This window comes from Pseudoalteromonas sp. QJM3NY_22 (assembly GCF_056173065.1).
Genome location: NZ_CM149655.1, coordinates 1,617,141 through 1,630,893, shown reverse-complemented (window position 1 = coordinate 1,630,893; position 13,753 = coordinate 1,617,141). Strand labels below are relative to the sequence as shown.

12 protein-coding genes and 2 pseudogenes are annotated in these 13,753 nt (G+C 39.0%); 5 read left to right on the top strand and 9 right to left on the bottom strand.

What is annotated here, in order from left to right:
* The first annotated feature begins 129 nt into the window (after positions 1-129).
* The 4 genes from AC0VZ4_RS07305 to AC0VZ4_RS07290 all read left to right on the top strand — a co-directional run bounded on the left by AC0VZ4_RS07305 (position 130) and on the right by AC0VZ4_RS07290 (position 3,108).
* Positions 130-642 (top strand): hypothetical protein, encoded by a 513-nt coding sequence (locus AC0VZ4_RS07305; protein WP_475441309.1) that lies wholly within the window; start codon positions 130-132, stop codon positions 640-642.
* 35 nt (positions 643-677) lie between these two features.
* Entirely contained in the window at positions 678-1,775 is a 1,098-nt protein-coding gene (locus AC0VZ4_RS07300; protein ID WP_475440415.1) for an ISAs1-like element ISPsesp1 family transposase, read from the top strand.
* Between the two features lie 145 nt (positions 1,776-1,920).
* On the top strand, positions 1,921-2,079 hold the full coding sequence (locus tag AC0VZ4_RS07295) for a hypothetical protein (protein ID WP_475441308.1): 159 nt from the start codon (positions 1,921-1,923) through the stop codon (positions 2,077-2,079).
* Positions 2,080-2,190: 111 nt separating this feature from the next.
* Positions 2,191-3,108 (top strand): M14 family metallopeptidase, encoded by a 918-nt coding sequence (locus AC0VZ4_RS07290; protein ID WP_475441307.1) that lies wholly within the window; start codon positions 2,191-2,193, stop codon positions 3,106-3,108.
* A 70-nt stretch (positions 3,109-3,178) separates the two neighbouring features.
* Here the strand turns inward: AC0VZ4_RS07290 and ccoG are convergent, their stop codons facing one another.
* The 3 genes and pseudogenes from ccoG to AC0VZ4_RS07275 form a co-directional block, all read right to left on the bottom strand.
* Entirely contained in the window at positions 3,179-4,561 is a 1,383-nt protein-coding gene (ccoG, locus tag AC0VZ4_RS07285; protein ID WP_475441306.1) for a cytochrome c oxidase accessory protein CcoG, read from the bottom strand.
* Positions 4,562-4,706: 145 nt separating this feature from the next.
* Positions 4,707-5,642 (bottom strand): annotated as a pseudogene (locus AC0VZ4_RS07280) (sigma-54 interaction domain-containing protein); the annotation flags it as partial.
* Between the two features lie 10 nt (positions 5,643-5,652).
* A complete protein-coding gene (locus AC0VZ4_RS07275) occupies positions 5,653-6,273 on the bottom strand; it encodes a transposase (RefSeq protein ID WP_475441305.1) in 621 nt (206 codons plus the stop codon).
* Positions 6,274-6,367: 94 nt separating this feature from the next.
* Between AC0VZ4_RS07275 and AC0VZ4_RS07270 the strand changes: the two genes are divergently transcribed.
* A complete protein-coding gene (locus AC0VZ4_RS07270) occupies positions 6,368-7,465 on the top strand; it encodes an ISAs1-like element ISPsesp1 family transposase (protein WP_475439755.1) in 1,098 nt (365 codons plus the stop codon).
* Positions 7,466-7,470: 5 nt separating this feature from the next.
* Here AC0VZ4_RS07270 and AC0VZ4_RS07265 read toward each other — a convergent pair whose 3' ends face one another.
* The 6 genes and pseudogenes from AC0VZ4_RS07265 to AC0VZ4_RS07240 form a co-directional block, all read right to left on the bottom strand.
* Positions 7,471-8,082, bottom strand: a complete 612-nt coding sequence (locus tag AC0VZ4_RS07265) for a transposase (RefSeq protein WP_475441304.1) — start codon at positions 8,080-8,082, stop codon at positions 7,471-7,473.
* Positions 8,083-8,177: 95 nt separating this feature from the next.
* Positions 8,178-8,684: pseudogene (locus tag AC0VZ4_RS07260) on the bottom strand (PAS domain-containing protein); the annotation flags it as partial.
* Between the two features lie 93 nt (positions 8,685-8,777).
* A complete protein-coding gene (locus AC0VZ4_RS07255) occupies positions 8,778-10,082 on the bottom strand; it encodes an ABC1 kinase family protein (protein ID WP_475441303.1) in 1,305 nt (434 codons plus the stop codon).
* A 68-nt stretch (positions 10,083-10,150) separates the two neighbouring features.
* Positions 10,151-10,705, bottom strand: a complete 555-nt coding sequence (locus AC0VZ4_RS07250; RefSeq protein WP_002960677.1) for a YceB family lipoprotein — start codon at positions 10,703-10,705, stop codon at positions 10,151-10,153.
* Positions 10,706-10,800: 95 nt separating this feature from the next.
* Entirely contained in the window at positions 10,801-13,482 is a 2,682-nt protein-coding gene (locus AC0VZ4_RS07245) for a DUF349 domain-containing protein (protein WP_475441302.1), read from the bottom strand.
* Positions 13,472-13,753, bottom strand: a complete 282-nt coding sequence (locus AC0VZ4_RS07240; protein ID WP_007378333.1) for a YeaC family protein — start codon at positions 13,751-13,753, stop codon at positions 13,472-13,474. The genes AC0VZ4_RS07245 and AC0VZ4_RS07240 overlap by 11 nt, the downstream gene beginning before the upstream one ends.

Here is a 13,753-nt window from a genome sequence, read left to right as displayed (position 1 = left end):
TTACTAAAAATAAAACAACACTGCCTACCAAGAACTTTTATTTAAAATTTATTTTACAGTTGTTAACAATTTTAAACATCTAAAAGTACTTTCTTGTGTAACAATACGCTCACAATTAAAGGAGCTAACATGTTTAAAAAAAGCTTTTCCCTCGTGGGCATCATATTAATGCTGTGTGCTTGCACATCAGAAACAGCATCAGATCTAATTAAAACGAAAGGTATTTGGGCGGGTTTTGAGTTTGTGTCTGACGGAAATCGTACTCGTATTAATGCAGAGCTAAATGCAGGTGATATGAATGGGTCTAACATCGTATTAAGCGATAGCGACACATTACAAGTAATCGTGCGAGGCACAGCTGTTGAACTTAGTAAAGATACAGATTTTTTAGATGTAGATTACCAAGCCTACATCAACATAACTGATGATAACGAGCCGTTTGATATATTGTTTAACCGTGATGATGAAATAAGCACACGCTCAACTGTTGAACTTCCTCATAACTTTATTATTTTAACACCAAGTAGTGAGCAAAACTTTAGCATAACAAACACAATAACAGTACAACTTGATGGTATAGATACCAATAGCGCCAGCACAATCAGGGCGGGATCACACTTTGTAAATAAACAAATTTTATGATCTAATACCATAAATTTCATCACCTTAAACTTATTATGTCACTCTTCTCACATTTAGAACTCGTCAAAGATAATCGTTCACATATAAATCAGCACCATAACTTAGTTGATGTGCTTTTTCTTATTATTACTGCCGTTACATCAGGGTGTGAAAACTGGCAAGACATTGAAGTCTATGGCGAAAGTAAGCTTAATTGGTTAAGAGGATTTCGTTCTTTCAAAAATGGCATACCCACTCGACATAGTATTGCTCGGATTTTTAGAACCGTTGATACTGACTCATTACTACTCGCGATGTATAGCTGGGTCAATCAAAACCGCGTTAAGTCAGCGCATCCTGTCATTGCCTTCGATGGCAAAACTATTCGCGGAGCAAGTAAACACATTGCTGATAAATTACATCTCGTCTCAGCATTTGATTGTGAAGCAGGTCTCACATTATTCCACCAAACAGTTGGCAGTAAGACGAATGAAATACCGGCAGTTCGGGATTTATTGAAAATACTCGATATCAATAACACCGTCATTACACTTGATGCTTTGCACTGCCAAAAAGAAACGCTAAAACAGCTAATTAGCAGACATGCAGATTATCTAGTGCAAGCAAAGGGTAATCAAAAGAAACTTTATAGCGCGATTCAAGATGCATTTACACACCAGTATGAATCTGAAAACTCAGAGATACTTAGTCATGTAACACAAGATGAAGGGCATGGGCGAAAAGAAGTACGCACGATAGATTGTCTTGATGCGCGTTTATTACCGAGTGAAATTAAAGAGAGCTGGCCATCAGTTAGGACAATCGTTGCGGTGCAGCGAGAGCGAACGAAGGGTAATAGAACGAGTATTGACACACATTACTACCTAACATCGTTGACAGACAATATATTGATAAATAAAGCAATAAGACAACATTGGCTGATAGAAAATCAGCAACACTGGATACTGGATGTCGTATTTAAAGAAGATGCCTGTCAAATACATGAGCCATTAAGTGCGCAACATATGGCACTATTTAGACGCGTCGTTAGGAACATGATAAAGCAGCATACGAAAAGCAAGGGGTCAATAAGAAGTAAGTGTGTAAGAGCTTGTTATGATGATGCTTTTAGAGAAGAACTTCTTTTTGGTTAACATTTTTAACAAAGTATGCTCGCGCCCTACCAGCACAATTGAGTTAAGCAGTCGTTGCACCACAAATAACAACTCTACATTAATACAATCTACGTCTTCATCTATTACATCATCGAGTTATTCATTTAATCTAAATAATTTGATAATGTTTAATGATACGCAAATAGATAAAAGTAAGGCATGCAATTTAACTATTTTGGTTGAGCGGGTTCGCTCTGGCGCTATTTCAGGAGAGTTTGCTAGTCAAAGTTATATTCAAGCTAAACAACAGCGCACAATAAATAATATGACTTTAACGTTTTAATTTGCACGCCAATTTACTCAGCGTTAAGCTACGCCTTTATTAAGTAATTCTAACAATTGTAATTGCCTACTTTTTTATATGGGCTAATAACAATTGATATAAAGGTTTATTATGACTAACAGCACATACCCTATTGGCACACCTGGCAAAAAATGGAATAACAACGATAAAGCCTTGTGGTTAGCACGCCAAAACATTAAACGCAGTTACCAAAATGAAGTAGTAACGCTAATTAATGACCTTAAAAGCACCTTAGATATAGAGCAATACGCCGAGCTTAATTACGCCGCTGGCATTTACCCATTATATATATTAAAAACGCCTAACTTTAATGCTAATAAACCAACAGTTTTAATCACCGGAGGTGTGCATGGCTACGAAACCAGTGGCGTACATGGCGCACTTAGGTTTGCTAAAACATCGGCTATGCAACACTCAAAGCAGTTTAATATTATTGTTGCGCCCTGCATTAGCCCTTGGGGATATGAGACTATAAACCGCTGGAACCCTGATGCTATTGATCCTAACCGCTCATTTTACGAGGGCAGCCCAGCTCAAGAATCAGCAGCTATTATGGCGTTTGTAAAATCACTCGATATAGACTTAGTTGCTCATATTGATTTACACGAAACAACAGATAGCGATAACAGTGAATTTAGACCCGCACTTGCTGCCCGTGAAGGCACTACAAACACTAATTGGAACATACCTGATGGGTTTTATTTAGTGGCCGATACCAATAAGCCTGAGCCTGAATTTCAAAAAGTAATTATCGAAGATGTGGCAAAGGTCACGCACATTGCCCCGAGCGATGAAAACAACCAGCTAATAGGCGTCCCTCAAGAGCAATTTGGCGTTATTAACTATGCGGCACGTGAGTTAGGTTTGTGTATGGGCTTTACTGACGCGCCCTATGTAACCACAACCGAAGTGTACCCAGATAGCCCAACAGCCACCGATGAAGAATGTATATTAGCTCAAGTGGCCGTTATAACAAGCGCACTCAAATATATAAATGCAAACACATAATAAAAACTACAGATAAAATGCCCAAGAGGAATATCTACTTGGGCATGTTGTTTATGAAATTTTATCAATCTTAGTTTTTATAAAACTGGCTATCTTTAGTTATGGTTATACTGGCGTCTTCTTGCGCTGTTACTACAAATTGTAACTTGCTAACTTTACGCTCAATATCGTAACCATCTGCAGTTACAGTAACGGGGACTCTTTTCATCACACCTGGCTGTATAAGTGTAGAACTTGGACTTGAGAGTGTTGCTTCTGGCAAGCCCTCTATGGCAATGGTGTAATGCAGTGCTTGCTGCGTTTTATTAATAATAGTCAGTGTATAAGGGTTTTCTACCAGGCCCTCGTAGTTCACTCTATAAAGCGCATTCCTATCTCGTAGTACTGAGGCTTCTATTGGTGTGCGTTGCAGCATCCATGCAAACATAGAAATTATTAACAAAGCCGTTAATGCGCCGTATCCTATTAGTTTTAATCTAAATGGATTGGTTTTTTTACCCTCCATTTGTTTTTCGCTAGCGTATTTAATTAAGCCTTTTTCGTAACCAAATTTCTCCATGGTATCGTCGCAAGCATCAATACATAAGCCACAGTTTATACATTCATATTGTAATCCATTTCGAATGTCTATTCCTGCTGGGCATACCTCTACACATAAGTTACAGTCTACACAGTCACCTAAGTTAAGCTCTTTTGGATCGGCTTTGCGTTTACGTGGTCCTCGGCTTTCACCGCGCTTGCTATCATAGGTAACAAGCAACGTATCTTTATCAAACATAACAGCCTGAAAACGAGAATACGGGCAAGCAATCGTGCACATTTTTTCGCGTAAAAACCCTGCATTACCGTAGGTGCAAAAAGCGAATAAAAACACCCAAAAGCTCGTAATACCTGACCATTCAAATGTAAGCATTTCCATATACAAACTTTTTGCTGGAATAAAATACGCCATAAACGAGGTGGCGGTTAAAACTGAAATAACAATCCACGCACTGTGCTTAGTAATTTTTTTGCGCCAAGTACTTAACGTCCACTGAGATTTATCTAATTTAATTCGCTGATTTCGAGTGCCTTCTATGCGTTGCTCTACCCACGAAAACATGAGCATCCATATTGTTTGCGGGCACGTATATCCACACCAAACCCGACCAAGCCAGTTAGTTACAAAAAATAATGCAAAAGCCCCCACCATAAATAGCAGGGCTAAAATCATAAAATCTTGAGGGAGGAGTGTTAAACCAAAAATAGTAAAGGTTTGCGTTGCCACATCAAGCAGTACAGCTTGTTGACCGTTATATTGGATCCACGGTATTGCAATAAAAGTTAGCATTAGCAGCCAACCTAAATTACGGCGTATGCGCTGAAAAAATCCTTTTTGCTCGCGGATATAAATTGGCCCTTCGGTGTTATAAGGCTTAATGATCATGTCTTCTTCTTTAATATCAAACTTCATAGTACTTGCTTCATAATGACGGGTATTAAGCAAGTATTTGCAACTTTCAGACCAAGCTGAAACTTTAATTACTTCATTGATATTAAACAGATTATTTTAAAAACAAAAAACCAACCTCGCGATATAAAGCGTATTTCGCGATATATCACGAATTCTTAGCAATCCCTAACTTTCGCATTTTTGAGCGTAGTGTACTCTCAGGTAAGCCCAATTTAACTGCCGCCCCTTTATCACCCGATATTTGCCAGTGCGATAACACAAGAACAGAGGTTATATGCTGCTTTTGCGCTTCATCGAGCGTAAGTGAAGGATTAATAACTACTTCACCACCCGCTTGCAAAGGCTGACTTAGCTGAAGTACCGCTTGATTAGATAAAATAGCTTCGCGTTCAAGTACATTTTGCAGCTCTCTAATATTGCCTGGCCAATCGTAGGCTTGCAGCTGCGTAATTGCTTTTTTACTTAGCCCTTTTAAGTTTTTCCCGAGCCGCTTATTTAGTTGCGCAATTAAATTAGCGCATAAATAAGGAATATCTTCTTTTCGATCTTTAAGGGCGGGTACCTTTATAGGAAATACATTGAGCCGATAATACAAATCAATTCTAAACGTGTCTTTTTGTACCATTTCCCACAGGTCGCGATTAGTCGCTGCAATTACTCTAATGTTTACTTTTAGCGTGTTGCTGCCACCCACGCGTTCAAACTCTTGTTCTTGCAGGACTCTCAGTAATTTACTTTGCGCCTCAAGTGGCAGCTCTGCTATCTCATCTAAAAACAAGGTGCCTTTGTCAGCAAGTTCAAAACGCCCTTTACGACGGTCATTGGCACCTGTAAACGCGCCCTTTTCATGGCCAAACAATTCCGACTCTAGCAAGCTCGGTGTAAATGCAGCGCAATTTACTTTTATAAAAGCTTGCTTGCTACGTTTGCTTAGCCGATATAAATTACGAGCTACTAACTCTTTACCCGTGCCATTTTCGCCAAGTATAAGCACTGTACTGTCGGTTTCACTTACCAGTTTTATTTGATCTAACATGGTTTGAAATATATGACTTTGTCCAACTAGCCTAAGGGATCCCCAAAAATAATCATTAAGTTTCAATTACATCACTCACATCCATATTTTTCCAATTGAGTTGCACTACCACTTGTGCGAAATAGGCGAGCCCTTCTAAATAATCTCGCCGTCGCAGTTTAATGGACTGTTTTTTGAAGTATCGCAACCCAACAAATGCCCATGACACTACTCGCCTGCTTTTGGTTGAGTTAGCTTGAAAAGATCCTGTCTTTCCTGCTTTGTCTATCACTGCACCCAGCATCATTGAGAACCAATGCGCCAGTGTTGCGAGCAGTAAAAGTATGTCTAATCGGTAGAGTTTGTTCGTTCTGTGTAGATCTGAGCCTAAGCCGAACCTAACACTTTTTTGATCTCGAAATCCGGCTTCTATTTGCATTCTCATACCATATAATTTGAGCACTTTTTCGAGAAAGTGGTGCTTTTTTGGAAGTGAAGAAACGAGTAGCCAAGGCTCCTTATAACCACGTTTTTTATCTCTTTTTAATAACTTATGCCCCTTGCCAACCAGCACTGCATGCGTTTGATATTTTGCACTTTTGGTCAACTCGGTCGCGCCAAAATACTGGCTCTTACGTTGATTGCTCTTGAATAGTGACTGGCATGGAACAAACTCATCGCTGCCCTGCGTTTTCAAGTGTGCCGTACCTCGAACTCAGGGCGGGATCACACTTTGTAAATAAACAAATTTTATGATCTAATACCATAAATTTCATCACCTTAAACTTATTATGTCACTCTTCTCACATTTAGAACTCGTCAAAGATAATCGTTCACATATAAATCAGCACCATAACTTAGTTGATGTGCTTTTTCTTATTATTACTGCCGTTACATCAGGGTGTGAAAACTGGCAAGACATTGAAGTCTATGGCGAAAGTAAGCTTAATTGGTTAAGAGGATTTCGTTCTTTCAAAAATGGCATACCCACTCGACATAGTATTGCTCGGATTTTTAGAACCGTTGATACTGACTCATTACTACTCGCGATGTATAGCTGGGTCAATCAAAACCGCGTTAAGTCAGCGCATCCTGTCATTGCCTTCGATGGCAAAACTATTCGCGGAGCAAGTAAACACATTGCTGATAAATTACATCTCGTCTCAGCATTTGATTGTGAAGCAGGTCTCACATTATTCCACCAAACAGTTGGCAGTAAGACGAATGAAATACCGGCAGTTCGGGATTTATTGAAAATACTCGATATCAATAACACCGTCATTACACTTGATGCTTTGCACTGCCAAAAAGAAACGCTAAAACAGCTAATTAGCAGACATGCAGATTATCTAGTGCAAGCAAAGGGTAATCAAAAGAAACTTTATAGCGCGATTCAAGATGCATTTACACACCAGTATGAATCTGAAAACTCAGAGATACTTAGTCATGTAACACAAGATGAAGGGCATGGGCGAAAAGAAGTACGCACGATAGATTGTCTTGATGCGCGTTTATTACCGAGTGAAATTAAAGAGAGCTGGCCATCAGTTAGAACAATCGTTGCGGTGCAGCGAGAGCGAACGAAGGGTAATAGAACGAGTATTGACACACATTACTACCTAACATCGTTGACAGACAATATATTGATAAGTAAAGCAATAAGACAACATTGGCTGATAGAAAATCAGCAACACTGGATACTGGATGTCGTATTTAAAGAAGATGCCTGTCAAATACATGAGCCATTAAGTGCGCAACATATGGCACTATTTAGACGCGTCGTTAGGAACATGATAAAGCAGCATACGAAAAGCAAGGGGTCAATAAGAAGTAAGTGTGTAAGAGCTTGTTATGATGATGCTTTTAGAGAAGAACTTCTTTTTGGTTAACATTTTTAACAAAGTATGCTCGCGCCCTGACCTCGAACTCGGCTAATATAATGCCAGCCATTGTTTCGCACGGCTTTGAGCCAAGGAACTTTAAAGCCCGCATCCGTCACAATGACGGGCCGGCAATCACTCGGCAAGATCAGTTTGAGCATCTTCAAGAACCGTTTTTGTACTTTTGGGCAATGATATTGAAAGCTGAGTGCACTTTCCTGATACAGGGTTAAAGAGCGACCTTCACTGACAATGCTGGCACGCAGAATACAATATTTGGTTTGTGTATCGGCATGACTCCAATCAACCAAAATGACGGGATGCTTTTCAGTGACCACAAAACGGCTTAAGTGAACATAAACCGTTGTTGATTCACGTAAAAGCTCGTGGTTACTGAGCAGTCGATCAATACGTTTAATATCATGTTTTTCAGTGGTTTTTGAATTCAAATTGCGACCGATAGACGTCAAGGTGCATTGCTGACAGTGCAAAAGAGATTTAACGGCAGCGACTAGAGTATTAAATCTGGCTTTATGAATTGATTTAGGGGTGACAGCGCGGAGCATATTGTGCAAAATAGTAAAAGCATTCATGGTGTTTAGCTCTGTTGTTTGTAAGTGATTCATAAGATCACAAAACACCATGAATGTTCCCTCGCTTCCCACATTTTTTAATACTGTTAGTTTATTGATATATAAAGGCTAATTCTGGGGATACTTTAGCCAACTAGCCCTGAGTCTTGCCAATCTTCGTTAAGTTCTGCAATTAAGTAGTTGTTTTCATCTTTTAGCTGCTCACTTAAATGCTTTACTTGCTCAAGTGCCTCTTGCAGAGCATTTTGTGTTTGCTGTTGCAGTGATATATCGCGAAATACCGCTACAGCAGCAATTAACTCATCATTTTGATAAACCGGTGTTGAGGTGTATTGAACTGCAAATGAGCTACCGTCTTTACGCCAAAAAACTTCATTTTTAACTTCACGACGTTTTCCGTCAAACATGGTGCAGTAAATTTGGCATTCATTAGCGGGATAAGGTGTGCCATCAGCATGAGTATGGTGATGATATTGATGTATTTTTTTACCTAATAGTTCCTCAGCGCACCAGCCTGTCATGCGCTCAGCGGCAGGATTAACAAACACCGCATTACCCGACAGGTCAAAACCGTATATACCCTCACCGACTGCGTTTAGCAATAATTTAGGATCGTTTAAAAATTGTTTTATCATAAATACACCTCGCGAAATATCGCGAGTATTATGGCAATTTTATACGCTAAGTGCACTCATTACTTAAAGCGCACTTACGCGTAAATTAAAAAGCTATAAATAGTGCTTAAATAACGTTTTTACATCTATTTTTGCACCTAGCCTTGCGGCTATTAAGTAAAGTCCTGCAAGTTTTCGGTGAATAAATAGCGCATCAACGGGCGGTGTATGCCATTGCTGAGATTGCCCACTAAGAGCAAGCCCTGCATTTTTAATTTTGAGCGCTAGTTCGCTATTTTTAAAATCAAATTCCCCTTCTGCTCTCAGTGGCTCGCACGCCATTAAGAATAAATCAATGACGTTGTTTTTATACTCATCAACTAAGTCATTTTTAAAATAACCAATGTGTGAAGCCGCTCTAAGTACACCTTCTCGGTTGTTTTCACTACCCGCTTTAAATAAGGCTAAATAAGCGCAGCTAAGCTCGGTTGATATTTCTCGCGTTGCACCAAAATCAAATAAAACAGTTTTTTGTGTATCAAGCTGATAATGAAAGTTGGCAAAGTTAGGGTCGGTTTGAATCAATTTAAATTCAAACATTTCTTTAAAAAATAAATCAATGAGCTGCTCTGCAACAAAGCTTTTTTGACTATCAGGTAGCTCTGTAATGCTCTCAATGGGCTCTGCTTTTATATATTCCATAGTTAGCACGTGTTGTGTGCTGTGCTCTGGATATACGTTAGGCACTTTAAAGTGGGGATTACTTGCTAGTGCATTTTTATAACGTATTAAGTACTGAGCCTCCCGTTTATAATCAGCCTCGGCTAATAGCTGCGCTTTAGCCTCACTAATAAGTGGTTTAATATTAAGATCTTTTGGCAATAATCGAGAAATCGTTAATAAAGAAATAACGTTATCGACATCACTTACTACACTTTTTGCAATACCAGGGTATTGAATTTTAACAGCAAGCTCATCGCCATTTTCTTTATAAGCTAAATGAACTTGCCCTATAGAAGCCGCTGCAAAAGGTCTTAGCTCAATGTGAGAAAAACGCGCTAGCCACTCATCCCCCCATTGCTCTTTTAACACTTCAACAAGCTGCTTATGAGGCATTGGGTTCGCGTCTGAGCGCAGTAAAGCAAGTAACTGAGCTAATTCAGGACTAAGTAGATCACCGGCATCCATTGAAAGCAATTGCCCCAGTTTCATTGCTGCACCACGTAAATGTGATAGCTGTGTGGCTAATTTTTCAATATTTTTAGGTTGTAGTAGTAAGCTTTTATTATCCCAACCTTTACCTGTTAGCGCACTCTTAGCACCATCAACTAACATGTTGGTAGCAACACCTGTTGCAAGTGAGCCTAATTTTGCAAATCGAGAAAGCCGAGAAGTGGGAACAGTACGAGGAGCCGCCATAATATTAAAACCTAATTAGCCTGAAAGTCAGGCTAATCAATACGTATATTGTAAGTAGGTCGATCTACTTATAGACGAGGTACTAGCTTAATTGCGCCTTCAACCACCTTCATATCAAGTGGAAGTTTACTAAGTAGCATCATTTTAGGGTCATCCATGTTTAGAGTATAAACTGGGTTAACCGCTAAAAAAGCATTAATAACATCCATTGCCTGGCTATCAAGTGCACCTAAATTACCTTTAAAACCACCGGCATCTACACTCGAATCAAGTAATTTAATATTACGTAAAAATACCGCTTTTTTCTCACTGTCGTAAAATGGGCTTCCTTCAATTTGTAGCTTTAAACGCACTGGGTATTTAAGTGCGAATGCATTAATTTCAGCGCTTGAATCAGCACCAAGCACAACAACATCGCGGTTATCAGGTCCAATGTTGACACTTAAGTCGTTTACATCAAACTGAACGGGTAAACCCATTAAGCTTACTTTTTCACTTAACTTTGGTAATTGCTTACCCAGTACAGATTCAACCTCAGAGTTAGTAAATGAATATACTGATATGCCTTGCGTGGTATTACAGGCAGTTAAAAATAACGCTGCAATAATAACTAAAATTCTCATGAGAACCCTTTTGTTTATGAATTAGTGATACATAAAAAAGCCGCTATTAAAGCGGCTTAGTAAAATAGTAACCAGCACATATTATGCTGGTTTTATTAAGCTGCAAGTGTCGCTTTAAGTCGCGTTAGTGTGTCAGGTTCAACTGAACCAGCATTGAGCGCTAATAACTGTTTTAAATAATAGTTTAAATCAGCATGATCACCACGATGTTTGTCATCTAGCATGGCTACTTGTTCTGCCATTCTAAGTGACTTATCGATTGAACTTACGTTCGCTAGTATTTCCATGCGCGTAATAAGCTGCTCGGTATTTAATGCTGTTTTAAGCGGTGCTTGATACTGACTTGGTAATGCTTCATTGTTCTCAAGTGCAGTAATTAATGCATCTAAATTAGCTTGCTCTGATTTACTTGTTAGCAATGCAAGTTTATCGTCAATAGCGGCTAGTAGCTTAGTAACCTTTGGCGCTAACGATCTAAATTGCGTATACCCTTTCACTTTTGTTTCAAGGTCGTGCAACTGCGCTCTTTGATTAACATCACTCAATGCTGCTTCAAGTTCAGCAAGTTCTGCAACTGCTTGCTTATCTGACTCGTTTTGCTCGAGTTTTTGCTGCTCAAACTCACTACTACGCTTGGTAAATGTTTCATCGTTATACTGACGAAACTTTTGCCATAACGCATTTTCAGCTTTTAAACCTGCAAAACCGATAGCTTGCCATTGTTGTTGCATTTGCTTCAACTCTTGGCATGCAGCGGCTAAATCATCACTTTGTGATAATTGCTGCGCTTTTTCTACTAGTTCGTTTTTAAGTGTGGCATTAGTTTTATGAAATGCATTTAACAAAGCCAGTACTTGTTGTTGCTCATTTTTATAACGATCATTTAGTGTACGGTATGTTTTAGGGTCAACTTTACCCACACTGCGCCACGCTTTATTTAAACGATTGTATTGGCTTTCATATTGCTTCCAATCAAAGTCATCCTCAGCAGTTGGCTGTAAATGGAGCGTATGCATGTCGTTAATAATACTTTCACGTTGTGCTTTTGATGCTTCTCGTTGTACTTCTTGCTCTGCGAAGTAACTACGGCAAGGCGCAAATAACAGCTCGATTTGTTCATCAAACTGCACGCCTTGTTGCTTTTCTTCATCTGTATCTAAACGACCTAACTCATTCCAACGTTTACGTAGCGCTTTTACTTGATCTGCGCGTTGTTGTGGGTCGGTGCATTCTTCGCTTACTAATGCACTTACTTCTTCTAATAAGGCTTCACGCTTTGGTGCTGCTGCGTATTTTTGCCAATCTTTAGCATCTGCAAGTTGCGCTTCAAGTTCCGCTTTTATGTTTACAAGCGGCTGTTGATATTGCTCAGTAAGTGTATTAAATAACTCTTCAAAGCCTTTAAACACACCAAAAGCAACATTAAAACGACCTTCTTCAATTAGGCGTTTAACATCACGCGCTTTGCGCTTTGCTTGGCTTTGGTTTTTTTCAAGTGGCTTAACTAGCTCATTCATTGGTGCTAAAAATTGCTTTTTATGCGCATTTAACTGTGTTTTAAACGTACTTTGTAGTGCGCCATCTAAAATATTTAAATGATTACGCGCTGCTTTAAAGCCATTATTAAATTCAGTTAAAGTTGCATCGTATTGTGCTAAATCTTCTGCTGGCGTAATTTCGCATAGCGCTGCAAAAGCGAGTTTGTACTCTTTAATAGCCGTTGTTAACTCAGGTAACTTAGCAACTTGAGTAAATAGTTTTTCTAACTTGCTTACAGCGAGTTTTGATTGTGCGTTATTAGCAAGTTCTGTTTCGCTAATAGCTTGCTTAGCTTGCGCTACTTTTGCATCAAGCCAATCTTGTTGAATTTGCTCTGGCGTTTCAAGACCAAGCTGTAGGGCATTTTCAATTTCTTCACCCAAAGCTTCAAGTGTTGCAAGTGCTAATAATTGACGCTGTTGCTGCGCTAATTGCTGCTGCTCTTTGTCATGTACCGCTTTTAGCTGTTCAATGTGTGCATCTAACTTAGTGGTGATAGAAGTATATTTTTCGTCAAGCAGCTTAACGCGCTCATCACTTAACCATTTAAGCTCAAGTGCTTGCCACTGAGCGATTAAATCGCTCGCTTGTGGATTAACAATACCAAAATCTGTTTTTTCACGTAAAGCATTTAACTTAGCTAAAATAACACGTGTTGCATTTTCAACTTCAAGTGGCATTTCAATTGCTAAACGTTCATTTTCAATATGCGTTTCAAGTGCTGCTTTTGCACCACCCTTTGCATGCTTTACTAATGATTTAATTAATTGATGAGTAATAACAAGTTCAACTAATTGAGTTTGTAGCTCTTCGCTACCTTCTTTAAATGCTTTTTCTACTAGTTTTGGATTTGCTAAACGTTTCAGTAATTTAACGCGTACTTGCAGCTCTTTTTCTGCAAACGCTAACTTTTCAAGTGTTTTAACGGGTGCAAAACGCTCTATGTATTCGTTTTTAATTTTTGCTGTTAGCGTACTTTCGCTATTTAAAATAGCATTAGATATTTGTAGCTCGGCTATATCTTTTAATGCTTGATCTTGTTTATACGCTTTCCACCAAAGTGGTAAGTCGTTCACTTTTTGGAGCGCTTTACGGCGTATTTCAGCGGAGCTATCTTCAAGTGCTAACGTGTTTAATATGGTTGCATCACGTTCAATGTCTAATTTTTCGATAGCATCAAGACGTACTTGTTGCTTAGGGTGTTTCCATTTTGGTGTAAAAAGGTGCTTAAAGATCATGTTCACTAAACCTAGCTATTTCGTTGTCTGATTTAAATTCTTTTTGTAGTTGAGCTTTTGTCTTTTGGATCATCTCACCATTAGCACCAATCGTAAATTGCTCGTTTGATTGAGCCACTTTTGCTTGATACAACATAACCAACTGCACTGTTTGTTGCTTTTGCTCATCTGATAAAACGGTACCGTCTGGCCATTTACCAGTAGAGGCACCGTATTGTAAGCGTTCGAATAATTCGGGAGTAATATTTTGTACAAGATTGTCGATGTTCAT

Bases quoted from the DNA above. Each gene is read 5' to 3' on its own strand.
- ccoG (WP_475441306.1), bottom strand. From the start codon at position 4,561: ATGAAGTTTGATATTAAAGAAGAAGACATGATCATTAAGCCTTATAAC.
- AC0VZ4_RS07240 (WP_007378333.1), bottom strand. From the start codon at position 13,753: ATGAACATCGACAATCTTGTACAAAATATTACTCCCGAATTATTCGAA.
- AC0VZ4_RS07295 (WP_475441308.1), top strand. From the start codon at position 1,921: ATGTTTAATGATACGCAAATAGATAAAAGTAAGGCATGCAATTTAACT.
- AC0VZ4_RS07305 (WP_475441309.1), top strand. From the start codon at position 130: ATGTTTAAAAAAAGCTTTTCCCTCGTGGGCATCATATTAATGCTGTGT.
- AC0VZ4_RS07245 (WP_475441302.1), bottom strand. From the start codon at position 13,482: ATGATCTTTAAGCACCTTTTTACACCAAAATGGAAACACCCTAAGCAA.
- AC0VZ4_RS07290 (WP_475441307.1), top strand. From the start codon at position 2,191: ATGACTAACAGCACATACCCTATTGGCACACCTGGCAAAAAATGGAAT.
- AC0VZ4_RS07250 (WP_002960677.1), bottom strand. From the start codon at position 10,705: ATGAGAATTTTAGTTATTATTGCAGCGTTATTTTTAACTGCCTGTAAT.
- AC0VZ4_RS07300 (WP_475440415.1), top strand. From the start codon at position 678: ATGTCACTCTTCTCACATTTAGAACTCGTCAAAGATAATCGTTCACAT.
- AC0VZ4_RS07255 (WP_475441303.1), bottom strand. From the start codon at position 10,082: ATGGCGGCTCCTCGTACTGTTCCCACTTCTCGGCTTTCTCGATTTGCA.
- AC0VZ4_RS07265 (WP_475441304.1), bottom strand. From the start codon at position 8,082: ATGAATCACTTACAAACAACAGAGCTAAACACCATGAATGCTTTTACT.
- AC0VZ4_RS07270 (WP_475439755.1), top strand. From the start codon at position 6,368: ATGTCACTCTTCTCACATTTAGAACTCGTCAAAGATAATCGTTCACAT.